We start from the raw sequence: 26,343 nt of genomic DNA, 5'->3' as shown, positions 1-26,343 counted from the left end.
CCTTCGCCTTTTCCCTTCAGCCGGCTGTCGCGATGCCGTTCATCAGAATGTCCATCACCTGCCGTGCCGTGACCTTCGCATCATAAACGCGCTCTGTGAAAACAGCGGAGCTGAGCAGCTCATCGATCGCGCCGAACATGCAGTGCGCGACGACGCCGTCGGAGATGTCCTGACGGAAGATGCCCTCCTGCTGGCCACGGCGGATGACCTCGCGCACGACCTGGATGTACTTGACGAGATGATGGTGCGAGAACTCGGCGATGAACTTCGCGCTCTGACGCATCTCGGTCTGCATCAAGACCGCCATGCTGCGGTTGACCTGGTGACTGGCGAGATGCACTTCGGCGATGTACTCCAGTTGCTCGCGCGGATTTTTTAGCGTCTCGAACCTCTCCTCGACCTGAGCGTAGAACTTTCCGAAGGTCGAATCGATCGCCGTGCGCAGAACATCGTCCTTGCTTTTGAAGTAGAGATAGATGGTGCCGTCGGCCACGCCGGCGCGTTTTGCAATGGCACTCACAGGCGAGTTGAAGTAGCCGCGTTCGGCGATAACCTCGACCGCGGCATCCAGAATCTTCTGATACTTTTCGCTGCCCGGCCCCGTAGAAGGCCCCCCCGGCTTTTCTCTCGCCTCTTCGTTTGATCCTGCGGCTTCTTCTTTGTGCTTCAGGTGGGCCTCACGACCGGAAGTTTCCGGTCACCCGCCACTCTAAAGAAACAGTCCACATTTGCCAAGAATCAACTGGCATTCGGGATGAAAATACATGGCTTTGGCGGTGCATGCGCTGGCGCTATCTACCGTGGTGCGACAGGGGAACAGCAGATTCCTCGCTTCGCTCGGAATGACAACAAAGGAGGTAGTGCAAGAATGTTATTTGGAACCGTGAGGCGCGATGGAACCGGCCTGGAGCTTTACCAGCTCCGGCTCAGCGAACTTGCTGGGGCCAAGCACGGCGATACGGGGGATGGGGCCGCGCGCCATGGCGACCTCGTCGCAGGCGTAGAGCCGCGGGCAGTTCTGGCAGTCCTTGTAGATCTTGTCCGGCAGAACGGTGCGGTCGACGACACGGAAGCCGAAATGAAAGAAGAAGTCGGGTATGCGCGTAAACAGGCAAACTGAGGTCACACCCTGGTCTTCAGCCTCTTCCAGCAGGGCCCGCAGCAGCCTTCCGCCAGCTCCCTGCCCCTTCGCCTCAGGCTTTACGACGATCGATCGCACCTCGGCCAGATGCGGTCCGTAGAGATGCAGTGCACCGCAGCCGAGGAAGACTCCGCTCTCGCTCTCTGCTACCGAGAAGTCGCGCACATTCTCGCAGATCTCGGCGTAGCTGCGGCGCAACAGGGTTCCGTCGCCGGAGAGTGAATTGACCAGCTCAAAGATGTTCGCCGCGTCGGGCAGCTTGGCCTTGCGCGTTACCGCTCCGCCGACACGCGCCCGCGTCGACGCAGTCGATTCGCTTGCTGCCATCAGTGAAGAGTTAGACACTTGCAACCTGCTCCACGCCTTGCTTCTGAGAAGAAGCAGACTTAAACGAGTTTATAGATGCAAGCGAGGCCCTATCGGTCGCAATCCTTACCGAGGCACCTTCCAAGGCATCCCTCACCTGCGCCCTTGCCGTTCCGCCGATGACGTCGTGGCAGTCGAGCGTGGCCTCGAGGGTGATCGCATCGAAGAAGTCGGGGCCGAATTCTTCGCCGAAGCCACGCAGTTCATCGAGCGAGAGGTCGCTCAATTCGCGGCCCGTCTCAAGCCCTAGCCGCACTGCGTTGCCGATCTTCTCGTGAGCCTTGCGGAACGGGACGCCTTTGTGCGTGAGATAGGTGGCCGCAGCCATCGCGTTCAGGTAGCCCTTCTCAGCCGCAACCTTCATGACGTCCGCTCGAAAACGAAGCGACCGGGTGAATGCGGGAAGCACGCGAAGAATTCCTGCGATGGTGTCGGCGGCATCGAAGACGGGCTCCTGCCCTTCCTGAAGGTCTTTGTTGTAAGCGAGCGGGAGTCCCTTGATGATCGTCGCCAGAGTGATCGCCGCGCCCTGCAGGCGTCCTGCCTTGCCGCGAATCAGTTCGGTAAGGTCTGGATTTTTCTTCTGCGGCATCGCGCTTGAGCCGGTCGAAAACTTCTCCGGGAGGTCGAGGAAGCCGAACTCCGCTGTAGAGTGCAGCGTCAGCTCCTCGGCAAAGCGGGAGATGTGCAGCCCCAGCGTGGTCAGTGCCTGGGTAAACTCGAGCGCAAAGTCGCGGTCACTGGTTGCGTCCATGCTGTTCGGCGTGGGCGCGTCGAAGCCCAAAGCCTTGGCTGCAATAGCGCGGTCGAGCTTGAGGGTTGCGCCGGCAATCGCACCTGAGCCCAGGGGGCACAAATTCAACCGCGCGCGGCAGTCCTGCAATCGCGAGAAATCGCGCTCGATCATCGCAACATACGCCAGCAGCCAGTGAGCCACGAGCACGGGTTCCGCGCGTTGCAGATGCGTGTAAGAGGGCATCGCAGCGCCGCCAGCCGCACGCGCCTGTTCGACCAGGGCCTCGCGCCAGTCGAGCAGGCCTGCCAGCGTGGTGTCGATAGCATCACGAACAAACAGACGCATGTCGGTCGCAATCTGTTCGTTGCGGCTGCGGCCTGTGTGCAGCTTCAGCGCGAGGTCGCCAATAATCCTGGTCAGCGTCAGCTCGACGAAGTGATGGATGTCTTCGGCCTCGGGATGCAGCTCCGCAATCGCGGCAGCCGATCCGGCATCGAGTTTCGCGCTGCCGCACTCCTCGAGCGCGAACGGGATTACTCTGCCCAGCCCGTCGAGCATCGAGGCGAGTTCAGCCTGCGTGAGGATTCCCACCGCGGCGATTGCGCGCGCATGCGCTTTCGACGCGGCTACCTCCTGCGGAAGCAGCCGCACGTCGAAAGGAAAAGAACGCTGCCACGACTCGAACCCGGGATCGAGCGGTTCCCGGAACCGCCCCGACCACATCTTGCTCACTGTTTGCTCCTTGCGATGATGCGTTTCTGTCTACGTCAGCGACGGACGCTTGCGGGCCTGCGTTCCACGGCCACGTCCACTCGATATTCGCTTGGCTCCGCCCAGCAACATCAGCAACAGGGCCTTCTGCGCGTGCATGCGGTTCTCTGCCTGGTCGAAGACGATCGACTGCGGACCGTCGAGCACAGCGTCTGTGACCTCGGCGTTGCGGTGCGCGGGCAGGCAGTGCATGAAGACGGCGTCCTGCTGCGCGTGCCTCATCAGGTCTTCGTTCACCTGGTAGGGCTTGAAGATCGGCGCGCGCTTGGTCGCCTCATGCTCAAAGCCCATGCTGGTGCAGACGTCGGTGTAGACCGCGTCCGCGCCAGAGACGGCTTTGACCGGATCGTGCTGGATGGTGATGCTGCCGCCGGTCAGCTCCGCGATCTCGATTGCCTTGTGGATGATGTCGAGCTTTGGCTCAAAGCCCTTGGGGCAGGAGACGGTGCAGTGGGTGCCAAGCTGCGCCGCGATCAACATCAGCGAGTGGCATACGTTGTTGCCGTCACCGATGTAGGTAAAGCGTAGACCTTCCGCCGAGCCAAAGCGCTCTTCGAGAGTGAAGAAGTCTGTGATGGCCTGGCAGGGATGCTCGAGGTCCGACAGCGCATTGATCACGGGAACCCTGGAACAGGCGGCCATCTCGGTGATGGTCTCGTGCGAGTAGGTGCGCAGTACGATGACAGACATCCAGCGCTCGAGGTTGCGGGCCATGTCGGACAGCGACTCGCGCTCGCCCAGCGGCGACTGCGTCTGGTCGACGAAGATGGCGTTGCCGCCCAACGTGTTGATCGCAGCTTCAAACGTGAGGCGCGTGCGCAGCGATGCCTTCTCGAAGAACATCACCATCTGCTTTGCGTCGAGCGCGTGGCGGAAGTCCTCGGGATGGTTCTTGACGGCGTGCGCCAGCTCCATGATGGCGGCCGTCTCCTCGACAGTGAGGTCGGCGATGGAGCAGAGGTCGCGTCCGCAAAGGCGCTTCGCGGCTTCGTTGAATGCTGTGTCCGACTGGATGCCCAGGGTTACAGCAGGCTTGCGGACGGGAGGCTCCTGCCCTGCGTCCGGCTTTGCGTTCATCACAACGGTCTTGCTACCCATGTATCTTTTCTCCGGCCGGCACGGCGCCGGCGTACTCTCGATTGGCCTTCAGCAGCTCATCGAGCGCTGTAACCGTCGTATCGACGTGCTTGCGCTCCAGAATGTAGGGCGGCAGAAAGCGAAGAACCGTCTCGCTGGTCCGGTTGATAATGATGCGGCGCTCCATCATCTGCGCGGCAACCTGTTTGGCAAGCTCGGCGGAGTGCAGCTCCACGCCAAGCATCAGGCCGAGCCCACGTACTTCTTTGATGCTGTCGTGGCGCTGTTTGAGGCCTTCGAGCTGCGAGCGGAAGTAGTTGCCAACCTCCTCCACATGCGACAGGATGTCTTCCCGCTGGATGGTGTCGATGACGGCAATCGCGACGGCGCAGGCCAGAGGGCCGCCGCCGAAGGTTGTGCCGTGCATGCCGGGCGTAATGGCTGCCGCAGCCTTCTCCGCGCAGAGCATCGCACCCATGGGGATGCCACCCGCGATGGGTTTGGCAACCGTGGTTACGTCGGGAAGAATACCGTAATGCTGATAGGCAAACCACTTGCCGGTGCGTCCGATGCCGCTCTGGATCTCGTCGGCGATCAGCAACGCTCCGGTCGAATCGCACAATTCACGCGCGGCGGCGAAGAACTCCTTTGAGATGGGATGGATTCCACCCTCGCCCTGCACCGGCTCGATGCAAATGCCGCAGACATCCTCGGAGAACTTTGCGCGCAGGTCGGCGACGTCGTTGAAGCGCACGAACTCGACATCGGACATGACGGGGCCAAACGGCAGGCGGTACTTTTCCTTGTGCGTCGTCGCCACTGAACCCATGGTGCGGCCGTGGAAACTGTGTTCGAGCGCGAGGAATTTTGTGCCGATCTTCTTGCCTTCCTCGCGGGCTTTGGTCGCGTTCGCACGGGCCAGCTTCAGCGCCGCCTCCATTGCCTCGGTCCCGCTGTTGCAGAAAAAGACGCGATCGAGGCCGCTGATTTCGGTCAGGCGCAACGCGAGGTTGGCGGTGCCTTCGTGAAAGAAAAGGTTCGAGGTATGCAGCAGGCGCGCGCTCTGGTGCGCGATGGCCTGCTCGATTGCCGGGTGACCGTAGCCGAGAGCGCAGACGCCGATGCCGCTCAGCAGGTCGAGGAAGTGCTCGCCGTTTTCGTCGCGGAGATAAACGCCTTTGCCATCGACAAACAGATAGGGATTCCGCTCATAGGTATTCAGCAGCAGCTTGTTCTCGGCTGCCTGGATGGATGCCAGATTCATGCGACCATAACCTCCGTTCCGTCATTGACCCGTGTGGAGCAGATGTCCGGCAACGACGCCGCGGCCTCCGCAGGAAGAATACGCACGCGCTTGACGCCATGCGTCAGCGCCTCGCGGCAGGCGTTCAGCTTGGGCAACATGCCGCCGGAGATGATCTGCTGCTTCTCGAGCATAGGAATCTGTGCCAGCGTCAGCCACCGCATCACGCTGCCATCGGCTCCCTTCACTCCCGGCACATCGGTGAGGAAGACCAGAGCATCGGCCTTGGTGGCAACGGCGCAGGCCGCGGCCATCTCGTCGGCGTTGATATTGTAGTACTCACCGTCGAAGCCGAGCGCGATGGACGAGATGACCGGGACGGCGCCCATCGTCCAGATGGCTTCGAGCCAGCGCGGGTCGGTCGCGGCGATCTCACCGACGAAGCCAAGGTCAGGGTTGGTCTTCTTCTTGCGCGCGCGGAAGACGTGTCCGTCGCCGCCGGAGAGGCCGACCGCCGCCTGGCCGTGCGAGGCGAGGGACGCCACCAGCGACTTGTTGACGCGGCCGGCGAGCACCATCAGCGCGGCGTCGCGGGTTTCGGCATCGGTCACGCGCAGGCCGGAGATGAACTCGCTCTTCTTGCCCATTTGAGCCAGCGTCTTTGTCAGCTGAACGCCGCCGCCATGCACAACGGCCACCTGGTTGCCGTCGGCGACCAGCTCGGCGATTGCTTTACCGCAGGCGTGCAGCAGCTTGGGATTTTCCAGGCCCGCGCCGCCAAGTTTTACGACGAATTTCACAGCAGACCCTCCTCTTCCTTGAATCCACACATCACATTCATGTTTTGCACGGCCTGTCCGGCAGCGCCCTTCAAAAGATTGTCGAGGCAGGAGACGACGATCAGCCGCTGGCCGTCTTCAGCCAGTACGAAGCCGAGGTCGCAGAAGTTCGTGCGCACGACGTGCTGTATCTGCGGAAGCTGCGGCGTCCGGTGCAAACGCACCATCGGGCTGCCTTTGTAGAACTCCGCAAACAACTCGCTCACCTGCGCCGCGGTGGTCTTCTGCTTCAGCTTCAGGTAGACCGTCGACAGGATGCCGCGCGGGATCGGCAGCAGGTGCGGCGTGAAGACGACCTGGTCGGAGGTAAGGTGCAGCTGCTCCAGCAGCTCGCCCGTGTGGCGATGATTGAAGACGGCATATGCGGATAGGTTGTCCGCCGCATACATGAAGTGCGTCTTCGACGTGGGAGCCTTACCCGCGCCGCTGACGCCCGACTTCGCATCGCAGACGATGCCGCGATCGAGATCGACGGCTCCAGCCCGCGTCAGAGGAGCAAGGGCGAGGATCATCGACGTCGAGTAGCAGCCGGGATTGGCGATCAGCCGCGCCGTGCGGATGGCATCGCGATGCAGCTCCGGACAGCCGTAGACGGCTTCGGCCTGCAACTTCGCTGCCAGCGCGGGGTCGGCATCGTGCAGCTTGTAGATGGCGCGGTTGGCGTCTTCGTCGAGACGCCACGCTCCGCTGAGGTCGATCACGCGGATGCCGCGCGCGATGGCTTCAGGGGCCCACTCGCGCGACTGCTCGTGCGGCGTGGCCATGAAGAGAATCTGGGTGCCGGCATCGGCGAGCTTGTTCCAGTTAAATGACTGAACGGCGTGCGTGGCGCTGCCACCAGGCTGCGCAATGCCTGCCAGATGAGGATGAAGCTCCTCGATCGTTGTGGTGGCCTCAGTCGCGCTTTCGCCCGCGCGCCCGAGAAAGAGCGGTGCGGCATCTTTCATGCCGGGATGGCGCAACAGCAGACGCGCAAGTTCGCCGCCCGCATATCCGCTGACGCCTGCGACAGCCACGCGCGGCGAACGCAAATCTTCCGCCTTTGCTCCGGCGGACTCCGTCGTTGTCTCCATCACTGCCGAGTTAGCCAATGTACCCCTCAATCCGCGACTTCAGCCGCCCTGCCTGCTCCCCGTCGGGGCAGATAATTAATACTGTGTCATCTCCCGCGACTGTGCCAACCACCTCGGCCCAGTCTTCGTAGTCGATGCCGGCGGCGATGGGTTGCGCGCCTCCGGTCTTTGTAATCAGCACCAGCAGATTGATCGCCTGGCGCACCTCAAGTCCAAAGCTGGCAAGCACCTCGCGGATTCCCGGGATCGAATCGTCCTCGTCGCCGTTTCCGTTTGAAAGCGAATATCCATCCGGCCCCTTCGACAATCTCAATTCATGGATATCGCGGGAGAGGGTTGCTTGTGTAACATAGAAACCACGCCCCGCTAATTTTTGCCGTAGATCGTCCTGACTCGCGATAGGAGCTTTACCAAGCAGCTCTCGAATTACGGTATGACGTTGCTGTTTCATCTCTGTATCTATTTTGCCGTTTCTTTTTCGGCTCGGCGGTATTCCCGCCCTCGTGCATAAATATACAACTTGATGTATATTTATGCAAAGGACTCCACGAGGAGTCCTGTCCAAACCTTGACGGAAAGGTATCTCCGATGGAACTACCCTTTCATCGGACGTATAGTGAACTATGGACCGGCCCTGCGCACTTGTCTCTGCTCCTACGCCTTTACCCTCCCGCGCGCGTGAGAGATCGTCATCGCCATCCCTGATTGATGAGCGTTTCGATCACGACTCCTGCGGCGTTGGTTTCGTTGCCTCCATTCAAGCGACCCCCACGCACAGGATTCTGGAACAGGCCCTGACGGCGCTTGGCCGCCTTGCGCACCGTGGTGCGACCGCCGCCGACGGCAAGAGCTCGGACGGTGTCGGGATCCTGGCGGGAATCCCACGGGACCTTCTGGTTCGTGAGGCCGGACTGACCATCGCTCCCGAGACGGTCCTGGGTGTAGGGATGATCTTCATCCCGCAGGAGGAGACGCGGGCCGAGGGCCAGATCGAGCGCTGCCTGAAGTCGCACGACCTCAAAGTTCTTGCGTGGCGCGATGTGCCGATCAAGACCGAATATCTGGGCGAGATGGCGCTCTCGACCATGCCGAAGATCCGGCAGGTGCTGGCGATCGATGCCGAGGACGCCGAGCCGGGGACCATCGAGCGGCGGCTTTATCTTGCACGCAAGCAGTTTGAGCGCGCTCACGAGCGTGGCGACGTCAACGGATATATATGTAGTCTCTCGACACAGACGATCGTCTATAAGGCGATGTGTACGGGAGTGGACCTGGCGGCGTTCTATCCCGATCTTGCAACGGAAGATTACGTGACGCCGTTTGCGATCTTCCATCAGCGCTACGCGACCAATACTCTTCCCTCGTGGCACCGCGCCCAGCCCGGCCGCACCCTTGGACATAATGGCGAGATCAACACGGTGTGGGGCAACCGCGCGCGCATGGCCTCCCGCGACTCAACGCTTCCGGTCGAGTGCAAGCCTGTCCTGACGCAGGGCGGCACGGACTCCACCAGCCTCGACGAGACGGTGGAGATGATCTCGCAGAACGGCCGCACCCTGGCGGAGGCCATGCGGATGCTGCTGCCTCCCGCGGCGGTATCGGGTCACGACTCGTCGTTTTTGCGGTATCACTCCGACGTGACGGAGCCCTGGGATGGCCCCGCGGCGATCGCCTTCGCGAATGGCTCGCTGGTGGGAGCGATCCTCGACCGTAACGGTCTGCGCCCCTGCCGCTTCGCCATCACCACCGACGGCCTGGTCGTTGCCGGGTCGGAGATTGGCCTGGTCGATCTCGATCCGAACGAGGTTGCGCACAGCGGCCGCCTTGGGCCGGGACAGATGCTGGTGGTCGACCTGAAGAAGCACAAGGTCTACGAGGACGAGGAACTGCTTGGGCTGTTCGACGCCGATCCCATCTACGCCCGTCTGCTTGAGGACGCGCCGCTTGTCCCGGCGGTAGTCACCTCTGCCGATGCCGCAAAGCTGACCGCCTTGCAGAAGGGCTTTGGCTACACGCGCGAAGACGTCAAGATGATTCTTCAGCCGATGGCCGCCGACGGCAAGGACGCCGTGTGGTCGATGGGCGACGACACTCCGCTGGCCTTTCTGGCGCGCACGCCGCGTCCGGTGTATGCGTACTTCCGGCAGCGGTTTGCCCAGGTGACGAACCCGGCGATCGATCCTCTGCGCGAGGCCTGCGTGGTCTCGCTGCATACGCGCCTCGGCCCCTGGCCCCACCTGCTGGACAAGAATGCACCTCTGCCGGGCGTCTCGCTTCCCTCGCCCTTCCTGTCACTGGGACAGGTGGAGTCGCTTCGCAAGGGCGATTATCCGCACGCCGATGAGCTGCGCCTGTCGGAGCTTTCGTGCGTCTTCGCTCCGAGCCTCACGCTGTTGCAGGCTCTGGACGAGCTTTGCAACAAGTCCATCGACCTGGTCCGCAACGGAGCGCGCATCCTTCTGCTGACCGACCGTTACGCCAGCCCGGAACAGCTTCCCGTCCCCATTGCGATGGCGACAGGCGCGATCCACCAGGCGCTGGTTGCAGCGGGACTCCGCACACTGACCGGTATTGCTGTCGAGGCCGGCGACTGCCGCGACATCCACCACGCCGCCGTGCTGATCGGTTATGGTGCTGGCGCAGTGTGTCCGTGGCTCGCGCTTGAGACCGGCCGCGCCCTTGCACCGGCAGGGACCGAGCCTGAGGTCGCCGAGAAGAAGATGCTCAAGGCCCTGGACGCCGGACTGGCGAAGGTGATGTCGAAGATGGGTATCTCGGTCGTCGACAGCTACCGCAGCGCGCGGCAGTTCGATATCCTCGGCCTGCACTCGAGTGTGGTTGAGCGTTGCTTCCCGAATACACCTGCGCCGCTGTCGGGCATTGGTTTTACCGAGGTCGATCGCCAGCTTCGCTATACGTGGCAGCCGCCGACGGAAGCAGCCGCTACCGACCTGCCGGACTATGGCTGGGTTCGCTTCCGCAAGGCGGATGTTGCCGAACCTCATGCGTGGCAGCCGCCGACGGTCAAGGCGTTGCAGTCGGTGGTGGGAAGCGCGCGCAATGTGCCGCAGCCGACCGATCCTGCAGGCGCGTTCGCCATCTATACCAAGGACGTTATTGCGCGCGACCCGGCGGTGCTGCGCGACCTGCTGGAGATTCGCCCGGCCGGCCCCGAACTCGCTCTTAGCGATGTTGAGAGCCCGGCCAGCCTGACAAAGCGATTCATTGCCAGCGCAATGTCGCTTGGCTCGCTCAGCCCGGAGGCGCACCAGACGATCACGGCCGGAATGAACATGCTGGGCGCGCGCTCGAACACGGGCGAAGGCGGCGAAGACGCAGCCGTCTACCGCGTCAATCCTGTCGTTGCAGGACAACCTTCATCTGGCGGTGGCGCAAGCGCAGCCATAAGCGCACAAGGCAATGTCGCGGTCGCTGAGCCTCTGGTTGCGGCACCGGCAGTCCATGTTTCGCTGAACAACAAGATCAAGCAGATCGCCTCGGGCCGCTTTGGCGTCACAGCAGAGTACCTGGCTCACGCGGAAGAGATCGAGATCAAGGTAGCCCAGGGAGCGAAGCCCGGCGAGGGCGGACAGCTTCCCGGCCACAAGGTTAGCGGCCTGATTGCGCGGCTTCGTCATGCGCAGCCGGGAGTCCCGCTGATCTCGCCTCCGCCACACCACGACATCTACTCGATCGAAGACCTGGCGCAGCTGATCTATGACCTGAAGCGCGTGAACCCGAAGGCCACGGTCGGCGTGAAGCTGGTCTCCGGCTGCGGCGTGGGCACGGTTGCGGCAGGCGTGGCCAAGGCATATGCCGACTACGTTGTGATCGCCGGCAACACCGGCGGCACGGGAGCCGCCGCGCTTTCGAGCATCAAGTACGCGGGTAATCCATGGGAGCTTGGACTGGCCGAGGCGCAGCAGGTGCTGATGCAGAACGGCATGCGCGGACGCGTTCGCCTGCGCACCGACGGCGGCATCGCCACGGCGCGCGACGTGCTGGTGGCAGCTCTACTCGGCGCCGACGAGTTCGCCTTTGGCACGGCAGTGCTGGTTGTACTGGGCTGCGACATGGCCCGCCAGTGCCATCTGAACACCTGTCCCACCGGCATCGCAACGCAGAAGCCGGAGCTGCGGGCCAAGTTCCGCGGCAAGCCGGAGCATATCGTCCGCTTCTTTGAGCAGATGTCGGCCGACCTGCAGCATCTTCTGGCGCGCTACGGCCTGCCTTCTCTGGAAGCAGCCGTTGGCCGCTCCGATCTTCTGGAGCAGGTGCGCTTCGACGGCAATCTGGATCTGTCGCCGATGCTGGCCCCTGCGGGAGACGGTCCGCGCCGCTGGATGGGCGGGCGCAACGATCAGCCCCTGCCTGAGCCGCCGATCGACGAGAAGTGGGTTGCACCGGCGCTCGAAGCGGTCGAAGCCGGGAAGCCTTATGTCGTCGAGTCGGAGATCGCCAACCGGGACCGTTCGGTGGGTTCGCGGCTCTCGGGCGAGCTGGCCTTGCGCCGCGCGCAGAGCGATCTGCACGCCGATGTGACGTTCAACCTGCATGGGACGGCAGGCCAGTCCTTTGGCGCATTTGCCGCCGACGGGATGAAGCTGGTGCTCGATGGACAGGCGAATGACTTCGTCGGCAAAGGACTGTCCGGAGGAGAGATCGTCATCAGAGCTCGCGGGCTGGCGGCGAAGGACAGCGGACAGCACGTGATCCTGGGGAACGTTGCGCTGTACGGAGCGACCTCGGGCAGATTGTTTGCCGCTGGACGCGCGGGCGAACGCTTCGGCGTTCGTAACTCGGGCGCAACCGCAGTGGTGGAAGGCGTAGGCGACCATGGCTGCGAGTACATGACGGGCGGAATGGTCGTCGTGCTGGGCAAGACCGGGATGAACTTCGGCGCAGGCATGACGGGCGGACTGGCCTGGGTCTACGACGCAGGCGGGGAGTTCATCAAGGGTCACCGCTTCCACCCCGAGTTCATCGACCCGCAGCCGTTCGATGCGGTCGACCCGGAGTCGCAGGAGTTCCTGAAGCACCTGCTGGAAGAGCACAGCGCACTGGCGGACAGCGGGCTGGCGAAGACGATGCTTGCCGGCTGGGCGACTTACTCGAAGGCCTTCGTCAAGCTGACTCCAAAGCCGCAGGTATAAATCTCAACGAAGAACATAAGCCCCGGGCGACCGGGGCTTTTTCTTTGCTCCGATAAACGCTCCTTTTCATTCTTTTTCAGTCGCTATTTGGCCAAAGTGAAAATACCATGTCTCCGTCTGGACGATTTCGAGTACATACTGTGTATGTCGATGCGCTAAGAGGAGATATTGATGGATGCCCTGACGCTTCATCGGATCCACTTTGCTTTCACCATCACCTACCACTATCTGTTCCCCCAGCTCACGATGGGGCTGGCGCTGCTGATCGTTGCGATGAAGACGGTCGCGCTGCGCACGGCCGATCCGGAAAAGCGCGAGCTTTACGATGTTGCGGCACGCTTCTGGGCGCGCATCTTCGCGGTGAACTTCGTGATCGGCGTGGTCACCGGCATCCCGATGGAGTTTCAGTTCGGCACCAACTGGTCGGAGTTCTCGCGCAGGACGGGCGGCGTGATCGGCCAGCCGCTGGCCATGGAGGGAGTTTTCTCCTTCTTCCTGGAGTCCGCCTTCCTCGGGCTGCTGCTCTTTGGCGAAAAGAAGATCTCGCGCGGACTGCACTGGTTTGCCGCCTTCATGGTCTTTCTGGGCTCGTGGATATCGGGGTTCTTCATCATCGTGACCGATGCCTGGATGCAGCACCCGGTGGCATACAGGATCATGCCGAACGGAGTGTACGAGGTTACCAGCTTCTGGGGTCTGCTGATGAATCCGTGGGCGTGGATTCAGTATGCGCACAACATGTCAGGCGCGGTCATTACCGGAGCGTTTGTCGTGGCGGCAACGGGTGCGCTGTACCTGCTGCAAGGCAGGAACAGCGATTTCGGGCGCATCTTTGTCAAAGTCGGCGTCGTCGCGGGTGTGATCTCGTGCATCGCGCAAATTTTTCCCACAGGTGACCTGCATGGCAAGTACATGGCAAAGCATCAGCCTCTTGCAGTGGCAGGCATGGAAGGACTCTTCCACTCCACGCCGGGCGCGCCGATGGTGTTGATGGGCCAACCCGACGTCGAGAACCAGACGATCGACAATCCACTGGTCGTCAACAAGGTGCTCAGCTTTCTGATCTACGGAACGACGCAGGCTGAGGTGCAGGGACTCGATCGGTTTCCCAAAGAGGACTGGCCAACGGCGCTCCCGCTGCTCTTTTACTCGTATCACATCATGGCAGGGCTTGGGACGTACTTCGCGGCATTGATGGCTGTGGCCGCGTTCCTGCTCTGGCGAGGGAAGCTTTACTCGACGCGATGGATTCTGTGGCCGCTGCTGTTGAGCTTTCCGCTGCCCTACATTGCCAACACGGCGGGATGGATGACCGCAGAGCTGGGACGGCAGCCGTGGCTTGTTTACGGGCTGATGCGGACGTCGGAGGGCTACTCGAAGCACGTCGGCGCCGGGTCGAGCCTGTTTACGCTGCTCGGGTTCCTGGGGATGTACTCGCTGCTTTCCATCCTGTGGATTGTGCTGGTCTACACGGCGATTCAAAAGGGACCGCGCACGCCTGTCGTCGACGCAGGTCATGACGGACACACGCTGACAACGGCTTAGACTTCCGCGAGGAGAGACTATGGGAACGCTGTGGTTCTGGATTGTGGCGGCAATGCTGGCGATCTACGTCGTGCTCGATGGCTTCGATCTTGGTGTGGGCATCGTCTACCCGCTGGTCGCGCGCACGGAGCAGGATAAGCGCAAGGCCATGCACGTGATTGGGCCGGTGTGGGATGGAAACGAAGTCTGGCTGATCGCAGGAGGGGGAACGCTGTTCTTCGCCTTTCCTCTCCTGTATGCGTCGTCGTTCAGCGGCTTCTATCTTCCTCTCACCATCGTGTTGTGGCTTTTGATTGTGCGCGGCCTGAGCATCGAGATGCGGGCGCACACGCATGACGAGGTGTACAAGAGCCTCTTCGATGCGACGTTCTTTCTATCGAGCGCGCTGCTGGCCGTCTTCTTTGGAGCGGCACTGGCCAACGTTGTGCGCGGAGTACCGCTCGGCGCTGACGACTACTTCTTTCTGCCGCTCTGGACCGACTGGAGGACTGGCCCCAACCCGGGGATTCTCGATTGGTACACGGTCACCGGCGGCGTGCTGGCGCTGCTGGCTCTCGCGTTGCATGGGCTTCTCTATCTTGCTCTGAAGACGGGGGGCGACTTGAACCAGAGAGCAACTGCGCTGGCGAAGAAGCTATGGCCGGCCGTTCTGCTGATCACACTGGCAAGTGTGCCTGCGACTGTCATCGCTCGCCCTGATTCTCTGGTTCATTATCATGAGCATGGTCTTGCGTGGCTAGCACCGGCGGGGGTTCTCGCAGGACTGGTGACGATAGCGGTTTCACTGGCCAAGGGAGCGGAGTTTCGCGCCTTCCTCGGATCGTGTCTGTACCTGATGTCGATGCTGGTTGGAGCAGCCGCCGGTTTGTATCCCGTCGTGCTGCCCTCCGTGGGACCTGCGGGACAGAGCATCACCATCGACCGCGCGCTTGCGGGGCCGCATACGGTTCGAGTGGGCCTGGTGTGGTGGAGCTTCGGCATCACGCTGGCGCTGATCTATTCGGCTACCGTGTACTGGCTCTTCCGCGGCAAGGTGCCTGAGCATGCAGAGGGATACGGGCACTAGGGTATTTCCACCCAGAGGTATTTTGTGTCGCGCTTTCAGCGCTTTATTCATCTCTGATTGCTTACCTGGGCCTTCGGCCCAGGCTGATATATTGCGGGCCGTTGGCCCTTGGTTCTGCCGTTCACCACGCGTGATGGAATCCGTCTTTTTCGGTGAGCCGGACCTCGGTGTGGAAGAGATCGCTCAGGCGATCTGCTGTCAGCAGTTTTTTGCGCGGGCCGTCGGCGACGATGCGGCCGTCTTTCATCATCAGGATGCGCTCGATCTCCGGGATGATGTCGGAGACATGATGCGTGATGAGGAGGATGCCGGTTCCCTGCTGCGCCAGGCGGCGGAGAAGTTCACGGAGGTCGCGCTGCGCTGCAAGGTCGAGCGCATTCGATGGCTCATCGAGAAGAAGCATCTGCGAGGACGCTACCAGAGCGCGGCCGATCATAATGCGGCGCTGCTGACCGGCAGACATGTGACCGACGAGTTTGTCGCGGAGCGGCTCGGCATCGATCAATGTGAGCACCTCGTCGGCGCGGGCACACATCTCGCCGGTGACGGTGAGATTGGGCCACAGCGTGGAAGCGGAGAAGAAGCCTGTAAGCACGGCATCGCGGCCTGTGGTCGTGAGCGTGTGACGGCCGGGCAGCTCGGGTGAGACGACGCCGAGGCGCTTCTTCAACTCGGTGAGGTCCCAGCGGGCTCGGCCGAAGATGCGGACGTCCATCCCTTCTTCGGCGATGGGGTAGCACTCGCAGGTGATGGTCTTGATGAGTGTCGACTTGCCGCAGCCGTTCGGGCCGAGGATGGCGATGTGCTCGCCCGCGTTGACGGAGAGATTGATGTCGTGCAGGACGACGTTTTCACCGCGGGCTACATTGACGTGACGCAGTTGCAGGAAGGCTTCGGTCGATTGCGGGGCCATGAGTCAAGCATAGCCGCTCGATATGCCTGCCCGGCCCTACATGCATCGAATGAATATCGCCATTAGTGGACCGACGGAGACACGGTCCATGAAGTTTGTAGAGGCGAAGTATGAATCTGGCTGAGATAAGGGCGAGGTTCGGCAGGGAGATGGCCGCCAAGGCAGGACTGCCGGAGGACAGCGCGGTTGCGCACGCGTTTGCAATCGTCCCACGCGAGGACTATGTGGGTGCTCCGCCCTGGAGGATCTTCGGTGAGCGAGAGGGTTCGGAGGCAGTAACGGACAACCCCATGGCGCTGTATCAGGATGTGCTGGTGCAGTTGAAAGGGACCTCCGCTCCCCATACGGGCCTCAACAATGGACAGCCGAGTCTTCACGCTCTGTGCTTTGGCGCTTTACGAATCAACGCGGGCGAAACGGTGATCCATGTAGGCACGGGGACTGGGTACTACACGACAATGTTAGGAGTTCTGACCGGGCCCGAGGGTCGTGTCGACGGGTATGAGATTGTGCGTGACCTTGCGGAGTGTGCGGTGGAGAACCTGCGCGCGATGCCATGGGTGCGAGTCCATGCTGCGTCAGGAGCGATGGCCCCACTGCCCGAGTGTGATGTGCTGTATGTGAGCGCGGGGGCGACATCTCCGCTGAATGCGTGGGTGGCTGCGCTGCGAAGGGGAGGACGGCTGTTGTTTCCTCTTACTCCGGATGAGGGCTATGGAGCGATGCTGCTGGTGACTCGGCTGGACGAAGGCTATGCAGCCAATTTTTTGTGTGGCGCAAAGTTTGTGGGGTGCGTGGGCGCGCGAGATACCAGGATGGAACAGAGCCTGATTGAGTGCTTTCGCACGGGCCACGCGGGCGGGGTGAGGTCGCTGGTCCGCGACGATTGTCCGGATGAGACGGCCTGGTGCGTGGGAGATGGATGGTGGTTGTCGACACGCTCACCGTAACGCGAGTGTTTGCTAAAGTAAAATGCGGGGATTCCTTGACTACTCGGTTCAACGGTCCGCGAGGAATGACATCGGGGTTTCTATGCGATAAAGCGCGGTCTAGACGAAGCCGAGATTGCTCGCGCTGAAGCTGCCGATGTTGGGGAAGATGGCGGGGAGTTGCGCTGTGCTGACTCCGAACCATTGCGCCAGGGTTGCGGCGTATTGCACCGCGCCTGTGGTGGGAACCCAGCGGCCGTTGGAGCCGGAGTCGTCGGGCCCGGCGAGGGCAAGCGTGGGGAAGGTGCCGTACATCTGCCCTCCCTTGACGGCTCCGCCGATGACGAAGTGATGCGAGCCCCAGGCGTGGTCGGTGCCGGTGTTGGAGTTTGGCTGGAAGGTGCGGCTGAAGTCGGACATGGTGAATGTGGTTACGTTGTTCTGGAGACCGAGCTCGATGGTGGCCTGGTAGAAGGCAGCGAGGGCAGCAGAGACCTGGGCGAGCAGGCCGTTCTGAAGAGTGAGTTGGCCGGCGTGCGTATCGAAGTTACCGATGCCGGCGAAGAAGATCTGCCGGTTGACGCCGAGCGCGGCGCGGACCTGCATGATCTGAGCAATCTGCTGGAGCTGCGCTGCGAGGCCGTTGCCGGTTGGGAAGACAGTCTGCAACGCAGGAACGGAGGCCGTTGCCGCGGTGAGCACCTTGGAGTAGTTGTAGGCGTTCGAGGTGATCGTGTCGTCGGCCTGCACAAGCGTGAGTCCTGTGTCGAATGTGAGCAGGGCCTGGGCGGTGGCGAGCCGCGCGCCACACTCGGTTGTGCCTTCGGAACAGGCGGCGGCGCCGAGGTTTCCGGGACTGACGGAGACCGGCGTGCTCGCCGTGCCGTTGCAGAAGAGGGTGTCTCCGGCGACGGAGGTGATCATGGGGACGAGGCCGTTGGGGTTGTAGCTGCTGTTCAGCGTGTCGGCGATGCGGCCGGCCCAGCCGGTGGACGTCGCTCCGCTCTGCGAGGCGTTCTGCCACTCAAGCTGTTGATCAGGGTGCGAGAAGAGGTTGGTGGGGAGGGACTGGTTGGCGAGAAACTGCGCGCGGGTTGTAGGCGCGACGAGCGTTCCGACGTTAGCGACGATGGCCGCATTGTTGTTGTTGAAGAGCGTCTGAATATCCGGAAGACTGGGGTTGAGCGCGAAGTTGGGCAGCGGCGTCAGCGGCAGAAGCTGGTTCTGTGCGATGGCAAGGGGCCCGCGAATCTTTGAGTAGTTACCGTAGCCGGTGGTGTCGTAAGGAATGAAGGTGTTGTTGGCATCGTTGCCTCCATAGAGAAAGACGCAGACCAGCGCCTTGTAACCGGAGGCGCTTTGCGCCAGCGCGTTGAGCGCACCGAAGGGGCGGAGACCGATTGCGTTTCCTGCGGCGGCGAGCGAGGCGCACCGGACGAAGCTGCGGCGAGTGGGACGCATCTGGAGTCTCCTCTAGTGCAGAATCTTGTACTGCGACGAACTGATGACGAGGTAGGTCGCCACGCGGACGCGCTGTGCGGGATCGGTGAGCGTGGTGATGTGGTTGACGATGGCGGTGCGCATCTGCGACGACATCTGGCCGTGCATGAAGAGCATGTTGAGCGAGTCGACGAGATCGCCGGGCTTGGCTGCGAGGACTCCCAGCGGGCTGGTGGCGGAGAGATCGACGCTGAAGCCTGAGATCTTGTTGAAGACTACGGTATTGGCCAGCGAGAGGCGGAGGACAGAGCTGGCCGTATTCTCGAGGCTGAACTCTGGCGCATTGGTCGAGCTTCCGGGGATCACGTATTCAGGCGGAAAGAAGTTGAAGACGCTGGGCGAGGCGTAAGGTCTCTCACTGAGGGAGGCGGTGTAGTTGCCGAGGGTGTTGTAGGAGGCGTTGGCGACGACGTCCTTGCCTGCGACCGCGTCGTTGTTGGTGAAGCCGAGGCCGCGAATGAGATTGGTGAGCCAGAGCATAGGCTCGCGCAGATGGCCGCCGGGAGCGGTGGCGTCGGTGTCGCCAGCGCGCGCCTCCTTGTCCATGAGGATGGCATTGATGACTGCCTTCATGTCTCCACGAACGTTATTGCCGTTGTTGGCGAAGACGGCTGCAACACGCTGCACGTAGGCGGGGCTGGGATCGCTGGAGACGAGATGCTGGATAAGCTGGCGGCAGACGAAGGGGCCAACATTGGGGTGATTGAAGATGTTCGCCAGCGCGCCGTCAAGGTCCTGCGCGGCGGTCTGTCCCGCAGGAAGCGTTGTGCCATTGAGGAGAATCTTGGCGGCAGTGTCATGGTTGGCATCGACCGATCCCATGGGCATGGTGTAGTTGATGGCGTTGGGAAATTTGGAGGGGCTGCTGCCGTCGCCGTTGGAAAAGGTCCATCCCGTGTAGGCGCGGGCGAAGGCCTGCACCTGGGCCTGGGTGTAGGCCGGAATGGGGTTGCCGCTGGAGTCGAGCTGAGGCGTTCCATCGGGATTGATCAGGAAGAGTCCCATGGTGAAGAGCTGCATCAGCTCGCGCGCATAGTTCTCGTTCGCGATCTGGACAACGCCATTCACCGTTCCCGGCTTGTTGCTGTTGATCATGTTGAGATAGGCGCCCATGCCGGTGGAGAGGGTGACGTCCTTCATGATGGTGGAGAAGTTGCCGAAGGCGTCGTTGACAAGCACGTTCTGGTAGGTAACAACGGCGCGCGCGTTGACGGAGTTGGTGGAGATGACGAACATCTCCGCGAGGGCAAAGGCAACGCGCTGGCGAAGCTGGTCGGGCGCGGTGAGAGTAGCCTGCCACCACTCTGACTGCGAGCATGGGATGAGGCTGTTGACACAGGGCGTAGGCGGCGTTGCGGGCAGAAGCGGCTCCGTGGTGGGCTGCGCTGCAAACTGCTCGTTCAGATACCCTTGCAGACCCGCGTCTTCGACGTGCTGGATGTCGGAGAGCGTTGGCCCGAAGGTGGCCTGGTCGAGCAGCCGCGCGGCTGCCGTGACAGTAGCGGCCGGATAGAGGATCGATTCGGTGAGTGAGCCTGAAGCGGAGGCCGACGCCTGGCTGACCGCAGTAATGGTGACCGTGTTTGGGTTGGGGACTGAAGCCGGAGGAGTATAGAGGCCGGTCGATGAGATGGAGCCTGCGGCGGATGTGCCGCCAGAAACTCCGTTGACCTGCCACGTCACAGCGGTGTTCGCAGTGTTGGCAACGGCTGCTGTGAACTGGGTTGTTCCGCCGAGCCGCACCTGACTGTTGCCAGTCACAGTAACGTTGACCGACTGGGATGAGCCCGAACCGCTGCCTCCACATCCGGTAAGTGCCGCTAACGGGAGAAACAGGGCAGCTTGCGCGGCACGTCTCAAAAAAGAACTTCGCAAAAAGGCACAAGAATCCATATCGCCAGACTCCAGTCTGTACGTTCGGGGCTATCGTTGCCCGGCAGCATGTAGCTGCCTTGTTGCTCAGCAGGCATCCTGTATAACATCGCTGTGCGCAACAAGTCGCGGAAATCTTTAAATAATTTTGAGTGGGTGAAACTTTCTGCGAGGTTACGGCGTCTGGCAGCGCTTCCTTTAGCGATGGAATGGACGCCGTTTTGAACGATAGCCGATATTTTCCAAATTGACGACGTCAACAGTGGCTGCAACGAACTGCCTGCGGACTGAGGATTCGGAGTATAGTCGGAACTGTAGTTCCCTTCTCGCCTCCAGCCTTCAAGGCTTCGCTTCAGACGAGCGTCTTTCAAGCAGACCACCCTCGACTGGAGTTCCGATGAGCCTGTTAAGAAATACTGACGTCAAGAAACATCTCGCGCGCGCCGTTCCTCGCTTTGTCTCACCTGATACGGAGAAGAGTCATCAGGCGAATGGTGATGCCGTTGTGGCTCCCTCGATACAGACTGAAATCGTCCCGATTCCAGAAACGACTGATGTGCAGCAAAAAGCTGAGACCGCATGAGCACCCCAGCGGTCTATCTTTGGGAGTTTCAGCGTTGCAGGAGTCACGATCCATACACGCCATATTATTCAGCAAGAGGCGCATCGTTATCTTCGCCCAATAGTCGGCTAAGGAGCTCAAAATGATCCCGAAACGGTTCCCCGGTAAATTGTCCGGCGGTATCTCGCGCATTTTGTGGAAAGAGCCGGAGTGCCCGGTGTGTACATCAATCGAGTTCCAACGGTCGCCTCCGCGGTCAACGGACGCTATGCTTCGACTCGTGAACCTCATTCCATTGCAGTGCACAAATTGCTGGAGATACTTTTATTGGCTGCAGAATGATCAGGCCTTCGTCGCGAATGCTGACCGGCGGAAGTGGGCTAACTAATGGAGTAGAGCTTGAGAATGTCCTCGAACTACATTCTCAAGCAAACGATGGAGCAACTTCGCGAGATTCATCGAACGCGCAAGTCAGCTCGACTGATCTTCAACGTACGGTGTACTCAACTTACGCGCTCCAGTCGAGAATGACCTTGCCTGAGTTTCCGGATCGCATGGCCTCGAAGCCCTTTTCGTATTCGCGCCAGTTGAGGCGGTGCGTGATGACGCCGGAAATGTCGAGACCGGATTGCAGCATGACGGTCATCTTGTACCAGGTCTCATACATCTCACGGCCGTAGATGCCGCGAATGGTGAGCTGGTTGAAGACGATCTGGTTCCAGTCGATGGCGATCTGCTCCGATGGGATGCCGAGCATGGCGATCTTGCCGCCGTGGCTCATGTTGGAGAGCATCTCGCGAAAGGCGGCTGGGTTGCCCGACATCTCGAGGCCTACGTCGAAGCCCTCGTGCATGTGGAGCTGCTTCTGTATCTCCTTGAGCGGCGTGGCTCGTGGATCGACGGCGAGGGTGACGCCGACCTTCGCGGCGAGGTCGCGGCGGTACTGGTTGGGGTCGGAGATAACGACATAGCGCGCGCCGGCGTGGCGGGCGACGGCTGCGGCCATGATGCCGATGGGGCCGGCGCCGGTGACGAGGACATCTTCTCCCAACACCGGAAAGGCCAGTGCAGTGTGGACAGCGTTGCCGAGAGGATCGAAGATCGCGGCAATCTCATGTTTGATGCCGGGAGCATGCTGCCAGATGTTGGACATGGGCAACACGATGTACTCGGCGAATGCTCCGTCGCGGTTGACGCCGACGCCGAGGGTGTGGGCGCAGAGATGGCGGCGGCCGGCGAGGCAGTTGCGGCAGCGTCCGCAGACGACATGGCCTTCGCCGGAGACGAGCTGGCCGACGGAGATGTCTGTAACGTTGGAGCCGAAGGCGACGACCTCGCCGACAAACTCGTGGCCGATGACAAGGCCCTGGCGGATGGTGGAGCTTGCCCAGGCGTCCCAGTCATAGATGTGGAGGTCGGTGCCGCAGATGCCTGTGGCAAGGACACGGATTTTGACGTCGTTGATACCGATTTCGGGCTCGGGTACATCCTCGAGCCATAGGCCGCGCTCGCTGCGGCTCTTTACTAATGCCTTCACCTGGAATCCCTTTCATGCCGCATACGTCAAAGCTCGAACCGCACCGCAATGTCGACCGCCAGTCAAAGCCATTCTACTGCCGCAGCAGGGGATAGGGCCAATGCTTGAGCCGCATATAGGCCAATTGGTGTATCGAAAAATCCCTGTAAACCAAGGCTATAAGGCTGTGAGATGATTTTGTGGATGGATGTGAAGGAGAGTTCCAATGCGTAACCAAAATGGCGTAAGCCGCAGGGGATTTGTTCAGTTGATGGGAGCAGCAGCCGTCGCCTCTCCTGGACTGTCCATGTTTGCTTCCACTTCTGCCGCAAAGAATGGTTTTGCTTACGTCGGCTGTTCCGGTGGAGAGGACGCGATCGAGGTCTTTGCGATTCGGGGCGGACGCTGGACTACCATTCAGCGCGTCAAGAGCGATCGCCCCGTCAGTATGGCGCTCTCGGCGGACCGGCGCTTTCTTTACGTCGTCAATGAAGTCTCCGAGTACAAGGGGCTGCCGGTGGGCACGGTGGAGGCCTACACAGTGGCGCGCGACGGCAGGATTGCGCTTCTGAATAAGCAGGCCCTTTCGCTGTCGGCCACGATGCCGCGACACCTTGCCATCTCGCCCGATGGGAAGAGCGTTGTTGTGACTGCGCAGGGTGGAGGCGCTTACAACCTGATGCAGCTTGGTGAAGACGGTTCGGTAGGGTGCGCATCGGGAATTCTGAAAGAGACTGGCACCGAGACTCAGGCAGCGCAGCCGCAGATGGCGATCTTCGACGGCGCGGGCCGCGTGGTGAGCGCCGACCAGGGCACCGGAATGCTGAGCGTGTTCAAGACCGAGGACAACGGATTGGAGGCATCGGCGCGCAGTCTTACGGAGAATGGAAGCGGGCCGCTGCACATCGCCATGCACTCGAGCGGAAAGTCGCTTTATATCGCCCACGAAGATGCGCTGCAGCACTTCGAGTACGACTCGGCCGCCGGGCAGATCGGCGGCAGGAGGCAGCATATCGCCGGAGCGGGCGTGGCGGATGGCTCCAGAACGCTTGCCGTTCATCCCTCAGGAAAGATGCTGTTAGCCTGCAACAACGACAAGGGCATCACGGCGTGGCAGACGAACGGCTCCTCTGGCGCGTTGCGCAGCATTGGCCGTTATGCGGAGACATGGGGAACGCTTCAGGCGATCGACCTTTCGCATGATGGAGGCTTCCTGACCGCGATCAGCCGCGAAGACGGCAGAGTTCTGGGAGCAACGATCGATGCCGCGACCGGACAGGTGAACGACAATGGAACGCTTGCCCGCGTCAAGTCGCCGGTGAGCCTGGCCGTAGTACTGAGCTAGCGAGTGCGCCGCACAAACACGCGGCGGAAGCAACCAACGAAATAAAGAGGAGAGATGATGGCACGAATTTCGAGGCGTGGGTTTGTAAAGAGCTCTGCTGCGGTTGCGGCGCTGAGCGGCAGCCCCCTGGCTGTGCTGGCGAAGTCTTCGAGCGAGCATAAGCTATTCGTCGGAACATCGACCGGGCAGGGTAGCAAAGGTGTCTACTCCTACACCTTCGACTCGACGACGGGAAAACTGAAGCAGACGGGACTCGCGGCAGAGGCCGACAGCCCGACCTTCCTCGCCATCTCACCAAACGGCAAGACCTTGTTTACTGCAAACGAGATCAACCGGTTCCAGGACAAGCGCAGCGGAGCGGTCTCAAGCTATGCCATCGACCGTGGCTCTATGAAGCTGACCAAGATCAACGAGGTCTCCGCCGGAGGTTCGGGCACGTGCCATGTAACGGTGGACCACACGGGCCGCTGCGCCTTCGCGGCGAACTATGGTGGAGGAAGCGCATCGTCGTTCGCCGTGGATCCCACAGGTAAGCTGAGCGATGCCGTCTCCTTCTTCCAGTACACGGGGAGCGGGCCAAAGCCGCAGCAGCGGGGGCCGCGCGGACATCGCGTTACGGTCTCCCCCGACAACAAGTATCTGTTTGTGAACGATCTTGGCCTGGACGAGATCCACGTCTACCACCTGGACGCTGCGACGGCGAAGCTCACCGCACAGGACCCGCCGGCGTGGAAAGCTGAGCCCGGATCGGGCCCGCGTTCCCTGCTCTTTCACCCGAACCGCAAGTGGGCCTACTGCGTGAACGAAGTCGGCTCGTCGGTGAACGTGCTGGACTGGGATGCAAAGAAGGGCGTGTTTACGACGAAGCAATTGATCTCGACCGCTGCTGCCGACAATACGGGGCCTTCGGCCCCGTCGGATATCGTCATGGATAAGAAGGGGCAGTTCTGCTACGTGGCGAACCGGCTGGCGCCGAACGACTTCATGGTATCGTTCTCGATCTCACCGGCGGATGGCAAGCTGACGCTGATGGAGAGGACCTCGTGCGGTGGAAAGACACCGCGGCACATTGCGCTCGACCCCACCGGCAAGTGGCTGCTGGTGGCCAACCAGGCAACGGACAATCTTTCGGTATTTGCGCGTGACAGCAAGACAGGCAAGCTGGCGAATGAGGGCAAGGATTTTCCCCTGTCGAAGCCGCAGTGCATTCTGTTTCTGTAGAAGCCACTTATTTTGCAGACAAGAAAAACCGCTCAGGAATCGCCTGAGCGGTTTTACTTTGGATGGTGCCGGATGGATTAGTGGCTGTTGTTGTCGCTGGGGCGCTGTACTGGAACGCGAGGCGCGAAGGTGGTCCAGCGATAGGCATAGGGTGCATTGGCATCGGGCTTGGCATCCCACTTCTGCGCTTCCATACCGTTGAGGTCATACACGATCTTGCCGCCCTTGATCGTGATCTCGGCCACCAGCTTCTTCGTTCCATCGACGCGGCCGTTGACCATATCGGTGAATCCGAAGTGCCCGTCTTCGAGGCGCAGAACCGCAACATCGGCGACTGAGCCGACGGAGAGGTTGCCAAGCTCCTCGCGCTTGATCTCATGCGCGGGATGCGAGGTCATCTCGGCCACGGCTTCCTTCAGCGAGAGACCGATCGCCATCATCTTGCTGGCGACGTTGAGCTCGTCCTTGGTTGCGCCATTCATGCTGCCGATGTGCAGGTCGGTCGAGATGGAGTCGGGGATGAAGCCATCCTTGACCATGGGAACGGCGAGCGAGAACTTGAAGCTGCCGCCGCCGGTGCCGGTGTCGAAGAAGACGCCGCGCTTGCGGCCTTCGATGAAGGCCTTGCTCGGCCCCATGGTGACGGGGTCCTGCTCGTTGCGAAGACCGGAGTACATGTGCGTGTAGATGTCGCCGGGGCGCAGCTTTTTGGTGAGCAGGTCGTACAACGGGCGGGTGTCGGGATGGTTCTCGCCGAAGTCGACCATGACGGGAATGTTGGCCTTGGTGCCGGCGATGACGGCCTGCTCAACCGGCGTCCACTCAGGACCGGCGTAGTGCGCGGTCTTGATGCCGACTACAACCTCAGGATACTTGAGCGCCATCTTCGCGGTGGCCTCGCCATCCATATCGGCCTGGTTATTCTCATACTTGCCGCCGCGCATGCCGGCGCCAACGATGTTGAGCATGACCAGAATACGGGTCTTGGAACGATCAATGATCTTGTCCTTGAAGTCCTCAAAGTTACGCCAGCCGGAGCAGCCTGCATCGACAACTGTCGTTACGCCGGTACGGAAGGTGAAACCGTCGGGAGGGATACTATTGTCACCGGCATAGGAGTTGCGCTCGCCGGTGCCTGTGTAAACATGCACGTGCAGGTCAATCAGGCCAGGCGTAACGTAGAGGCCCTTCACGTCGATAGCCTTGAGGGCATCGGTCGAAGGAATGTGCTGGGCGACCTTGGCAATCTTTCCATCCTTGATCGCAACGTCCATCACGGAGTCGACGTGGTTCTTGTCGTCGAGGACGTGGCCGTTCTGGAGGATGAGGTCGTAGGCGATGTTTGCCGGGGGCTGAGGGAGCCGGGGGCGGTTCCCCTCCTGGGCGAAGGCATGAACCGATGCCGCGGCCAGTGAGAGGACCGCGCAACAGGAGGCGATAGACCGTGTCGATCTGCGAAGTGAGTGAATCATGGT

The 26,343-nt window shown here is 61.3% G+C and carries 21 protein-coding genes; 7 read left to right on the top strand and 14 right to left on the bottom strand.

All coding sequences use genetic code 11. The annotated features are described in order from the left end of the window. Positions 1-16: 16 nt before the first annotated feature. The 8 genes from JSS95_02355 to JSS95_02320 all read right to left on the bottom strand — a co-directional run bounded on the left by JSS95_02355 (position 17) and on the right by JSS95_02320 (position 7,697). Positions 17-520: a TetR/AcrR family transcriptional regulator gene (locus tag JSS95_02355; protein ID MBS1798648.1), complete on the bottom strand. Its 504-nt coding sequence runs from the start codon at positions 518-520 to the stop codon at positions 17-19. 351 nt (positions 521-871) lie between these two features. After that, complete coding sequence (locus JSS95_02350) at positions 872-1,468, bottom strand: GNAT family N-acetyltransferase (GenBank protein ID MBS1798647.1); 597 nt, start codon at positions 1,466-1,468, stop codon at positions 872-874. A 10-nt stretch (positions 1,469-1,478) separates the two neighbouring features. Beyond that, a complete protein-coding gene (gene argH / locus JSS95_02345) occupies positions 1,479-2,966 on the bottom strand; it encodes an argininosuccinate lyase (GenBank protein MBS1798646.1) in 1,488 nt (495 codons plus the stop codon). A gap of 39 nt (positions 2,967-3,005) precedes the next feature. After that, positions 3,006-4,112, bottom strand: coding sequence for an ornithine carbamoyltransferase (argF, locus tag JSS95_02340; GenBank protein MBS1798645.1), 1,107 nt, complete (start codon positions 4,110-4,112; stop codon positions 3,006-3,008). After that, a complete protein-coding gene (locus tag JSS95_02335) occupies positions 4,105-5,355 on the bottom strand; it encodes an aspartate aminotransferase family protein (protein MBS1798644.1) in 1,251 nt (416 codons plus the stop codon). Before JSS95_02335 ends, argF begins: the two co-directional genes overlap by 8 nt. Then, positions 5,352-6,134 carry an acetylglutamate kinase gene (argB, locus tag JSS95_02330; protein MBS1798643.1) on the bottom strand — a complete coding sequence of 261 codons (783 nt, stop codon included), beginning with the start codon at positions 6,132-6,134 and terminating at the stop codon, positions 5,352-5,354. Before argB ends, JSS95_02335 begins: the two co-directional genes overlap by 4 nt. After that, the gene (gene argC, locus JSS95_02325) at positions 6,131-7,246 is read right to left on the bottom strand and encodes an N-acetyl-gamma-glutamyl-phosphate reductase (protein MBS1798642.1); all 1,116 of its coding nucleotides are present in this window, start codon (positions 7,244-7,246) and stop codon (positions 6,131-6,133) included. Before argC ends, argB begins: the two co-directional genes overlap by 4 nt. A 10-nt stretch (positions 7,247-7,256) precedes the next feature. Next, the gene (locus tag JSS95_02320) at positions 7,257-7,697 is read right to left on the bottom strand and encodes an ArgR family transcriptional regulator (protein MBS1798641.1); all 441 of its coding nucleotides are present in this window, start codon (positions 7,695-7,697) and stop codon (positions 7,257-7,259) included. Between the two features lie 172 nt (positions 7,698-7,869). Here JSS95_02320 and JSS95_02315 point away from each other — a divergent pair, with 172 nt between their 5' ends. From JSS95_02315 to cydB, 3 genes are all read left to right on the top strand, one after another. Then, positions 7,870-12,399: a glutamate synthase large subunit gene (locus JSS95_02315; protein MBS1798640.1), complete on the top strand. Its 4,530-nt coding sequence runs from the start codon at positions 7,870-7,872 to the stop codon at positions 12,397-12,399. A gap of 171 nt (positions 12,400-12,570) precedes the next feature. Continuing rightward, on the top strand, positions 12,571-13,944 hold the full coding sequence (locus JSS95_02310; GenBank protein ID MBS1798639.1) for a cytochrome ubiquinol oxidase subunit I: 1,374 nt from the start codon (positions 12,571-12,573) through the stop codon (positions 13,942-13,944). Between the two features lie 19 nt (positions 13,945-13,963). Continuing rightward, the gene (gene cydB, locus JSS95_02305) at positions 13,964-15,010 is read left to right on the top strand and encodes a cytochrome d ubiquinol oxidase subunit II (GenBank protein MBS1798638.1); all 1,047 of its coding nucleotides are present in this window, start codon (positions 13,964-13,966) and stop codon (positions 15,008-15,010) included. A gap of 121 nt (positions 15,011-15,131) precedes the next feature. On the opposite strand, the gene JSS95_02300 is transcribed toward cydB, so the two are convergent. Further along, entirely contained in the window at positions 15,132-15,923 is a 792-nt protein-coding gene (locus JSS95_02300) for an ATP-binding cassette domain-containing protein (protein MBS1798637.1), read from the bottom strand. A gap of 110 nt (positions 15,924-16,033) precedes the next feature. On the opposite strand from JSS95_02300, the gene JSS95_02295 reads away from it, so the two are divergent. Further along, the gene (locus JSS95_02295) at positions 16,034-16,873 is read left to right on the top strand and encodes a protein-L-isoaspartate(D-aspartate) O-methyltransferase (GenBank protein ID MBS1798636.1); all 840 of its coding nucleotides are present in this window, start codon (positions 16,034-16,036) and stop codon (positions 16,871-16,873) included. Positions 16,874-16,972: 99 nt separating this feature from the next. On the opposite strand, the gene JSS95_02290 is transcribed toward JSS95_02295, so the two are convergent. Genes JSS95_02290 through JSS95_02280 form a run of 3 tightly spaced genes read right to left on the bottom strand, consistent with a single transcriptional unit; the run spans position 16,973 to position 20,595 of the window. After that, positions 16,973-18,313, bottom strand: coding sequence for a DUF1501 domain-containing protein (locus JSS95_02290; GenBank protein ID MBS1798635.1), 1,341 nt, complete (start codon positions 18,311-18,313; stop codon positions 16,973-16,975). Between the two features lie 12 nt (positions 18,314-18,325). Further along, positions 18,326-20,245: a DUF1800 domain-containing protein gene (locus JSS95_02285; GenBank protein MBS1798634.1), complete on the bottom strand. Its 1,920-nt coding sequence runs from the start codon at positions 20,243-20,245 to the stop codon at positions 18,326-18,328. Further along, complete coding sequence (locus JSS95_02280) at positions 20,209-20,595, bottom strand: hypothetical protein (protein MBS1798633.1); 387 nt, start codon at positions 20,593-20,595, stop codon at positions 20,209-20,211. The genes JSS95_02285 and JSS95_02280 overlap by 37 nt, the downstream gene beginning before the upstream one ends. Before the next feature lie 26 nt (positions 20,596-20,621). Between JSS95_02280 and JSS95_02275 the strand changes: the two genes are divergently transcribed. Continuing rightward, entirely contained in the window at positions 20,622-20,807 is a 186-nt protein-coding gene (locus JSS95_02275) for a hypothetical protein (GenBank protein ID MBS1798632.1), read from the top strand. 487 nt (positions 20,808-21,294) lie between these two features. On the opposite strand, the gene tdh is transcribed toward JSS95_02275, so the two are convergent. Next, the gene (gene tdh / locus JSS95_02270; protein ID MBS1798631.1) at positions 21,295-22,323 is read right to left on the bottom strand and encodes an L-threonine 3-dehydrogenase; all 1,029 of its coding nucleotides are present in this window, start codon (positions 22,321-22,323) and stop codon (positions 21,295-21,297) included. 205 nt (positions 22,324-22,528) lie between these two features. Here tdh and JSS95_02265 point away from each other — a divergent pair, with 205 nt between their 5' ends. Both JSS95_02265 and JSS95_02260 read left to right on the top strand, forming a co-directional pair. Further along, positions 22,529-23,647, top strand: a complete 1,119-nt coding sequence (locus JSS95_02265) for a beta-propeller fold lactonase family protein (GenBank protein MBS1798630.1) — start codon at positions 22,529-22,531, stop codon at positions 23,645-23,647. Between the two features lie 57 nt (positions 23,648-23,704). Continuing rightward, a complete protein-coding gene (locus tag JSS95_02260) occupies positions 23,705-24,868 on the top strand; it encodes a lactonase family protein (protein ID MBS1798629.1) in 1,164 nt (387 codons plus the stop codon). A gap of 77 nt (positions 24,869-24,945) precedes the next feature. On the opposite strand, the gene JSS95_02255 is transcribed toward JSS95_02260, so the two are convergent. Then, complete coding sequence (locus tag JSS95_02255) at positions 24,946-26,340, bottom strand: amidohydrolase/deacetylase family metallohydrolase (GenBank protein MBS1798628.1); 1,395 nt, start codon at positions 26,338-26,340, stop codon at positions 24,946-24,948. Between the last annotated feature and the right edge of the window lie 3 nt (positions 26,341-26,343).

Source organism: Acidobacteriota bacterium, assembly GCA_018268895.1.
Taxonomy (GTDB): domain Bacteria; phylum Acidobacteriota; class Terriglobia; order Terriglobales; family Acidobacteriaceae; genus Edaphobacter.
The sequence above is the reverse complement of the archived record's forward strand: the minus strand, read 5'-3'. Positions and strand labels throughout refer to the sequence as shown.